This is a genomic window from Marinomonas ushuaiensis DSM 15871, from assembly GCF_000521805.1.
GTDB classification, from domain to species: Bacteria; Pseudomonadota; Gammaproteobacteria; order Pseudomonadales; family Marinomonadaceae; genus Marinomonas; species Marinomonas ushuaiensis.
In genome coordinates, this window is record NZ_JAMB01000035.1 from 1 (window position 1) to 858 (window position 858).

The 858-nt window shown below is 39.6% G+C and carries 2 protein-coding genes; both read right to left on the reverse strand.

All coding sequences use genetic code 11. The features are described from left to right. The coding region (locus tag MUS1_RS15550) for an IS3 family transposase (protein ID WP_036164131.1) at positions 1–352 on the reverse strand (352 nt) is incomplete at its 3' end. Next, positions 352–858: transposase (locus tag MUS1_RS16150; protein WP_211236484.1), on the reverse strand; the 507-nt coding region annotated here is incomplete at its 5' end. The genes MUS1_RS16150 and MUS1_RS15550, both read right to left, overlap by 1 nt.

Below are 858 nucleotides of genomic sequence, written 5' to 3' on the forward strand. Positions count from 1 at the left end.
CATTTGCCATAAAGTCTCTATTAACGAGATTTGGCGCGATTCTTCCAACATGTCCTTTATAAGATCGATATCGCTTCGGTCGGACTTTTGATTTGAGTCCTAGCTCATTCATAAGCCGTTGAACTCGCTTATGATTAATAAGAGCGCCCGATGAACGTAACGCAAGCGTGATTCTACGGTACCCATATCGACCTTTATGTTGATGGTAAAGGTCTTGTATTTGCGCCTTTAACCCTTCATTAGGTTCATCAACAGCCAGCCTTTTACGATGGTAGTAATAAACACTTTTTGGTAGTCCTATCGCCTTAAGTAAACAAGATAAATTAAATTCTGCCTTGAGCTCCTTGACCACTAAAGCCTTTTCTTTGCTTTTTTCTTTTTTGCTTGAGCTAAGGCTTCTAACTTTTTTAAAACGGCATTCTCCGCACGTAAATACTCTAATTCTTCTCTCAGCTCTTTTTCTGTCATTTGTTCTGAGGGTGTTGGAGTGGTCGAAGCATTGTTCATGTTAGGCCTGCCTTTTTTTCGTGGAGTGAGTCGTAGAGTACCTTCACGAGAATAAAGGGATCGCCATTGGAATAAAATACCTGGAGAAGATAAATCAAAGTAAGCACTGCAATGAGCAAGAGACCACCGATTTACTTGCATAGATTTTATTGCGTTTAGTTTGAACTGAGATGAATAAGGGTGACCATGATGACGAAAACTCTCAACACCATGTATTTGAAAAACTAATGACCAGTAGCGGATTTGCCCTGATGACACTCCGAATTTACGACCAAGTTCCCTCGAGCTTTCATATTGAGCAAGTTTGGCTAATTCTAATTTGAATGTTGTGCTGTATTTAGACATAAAAAG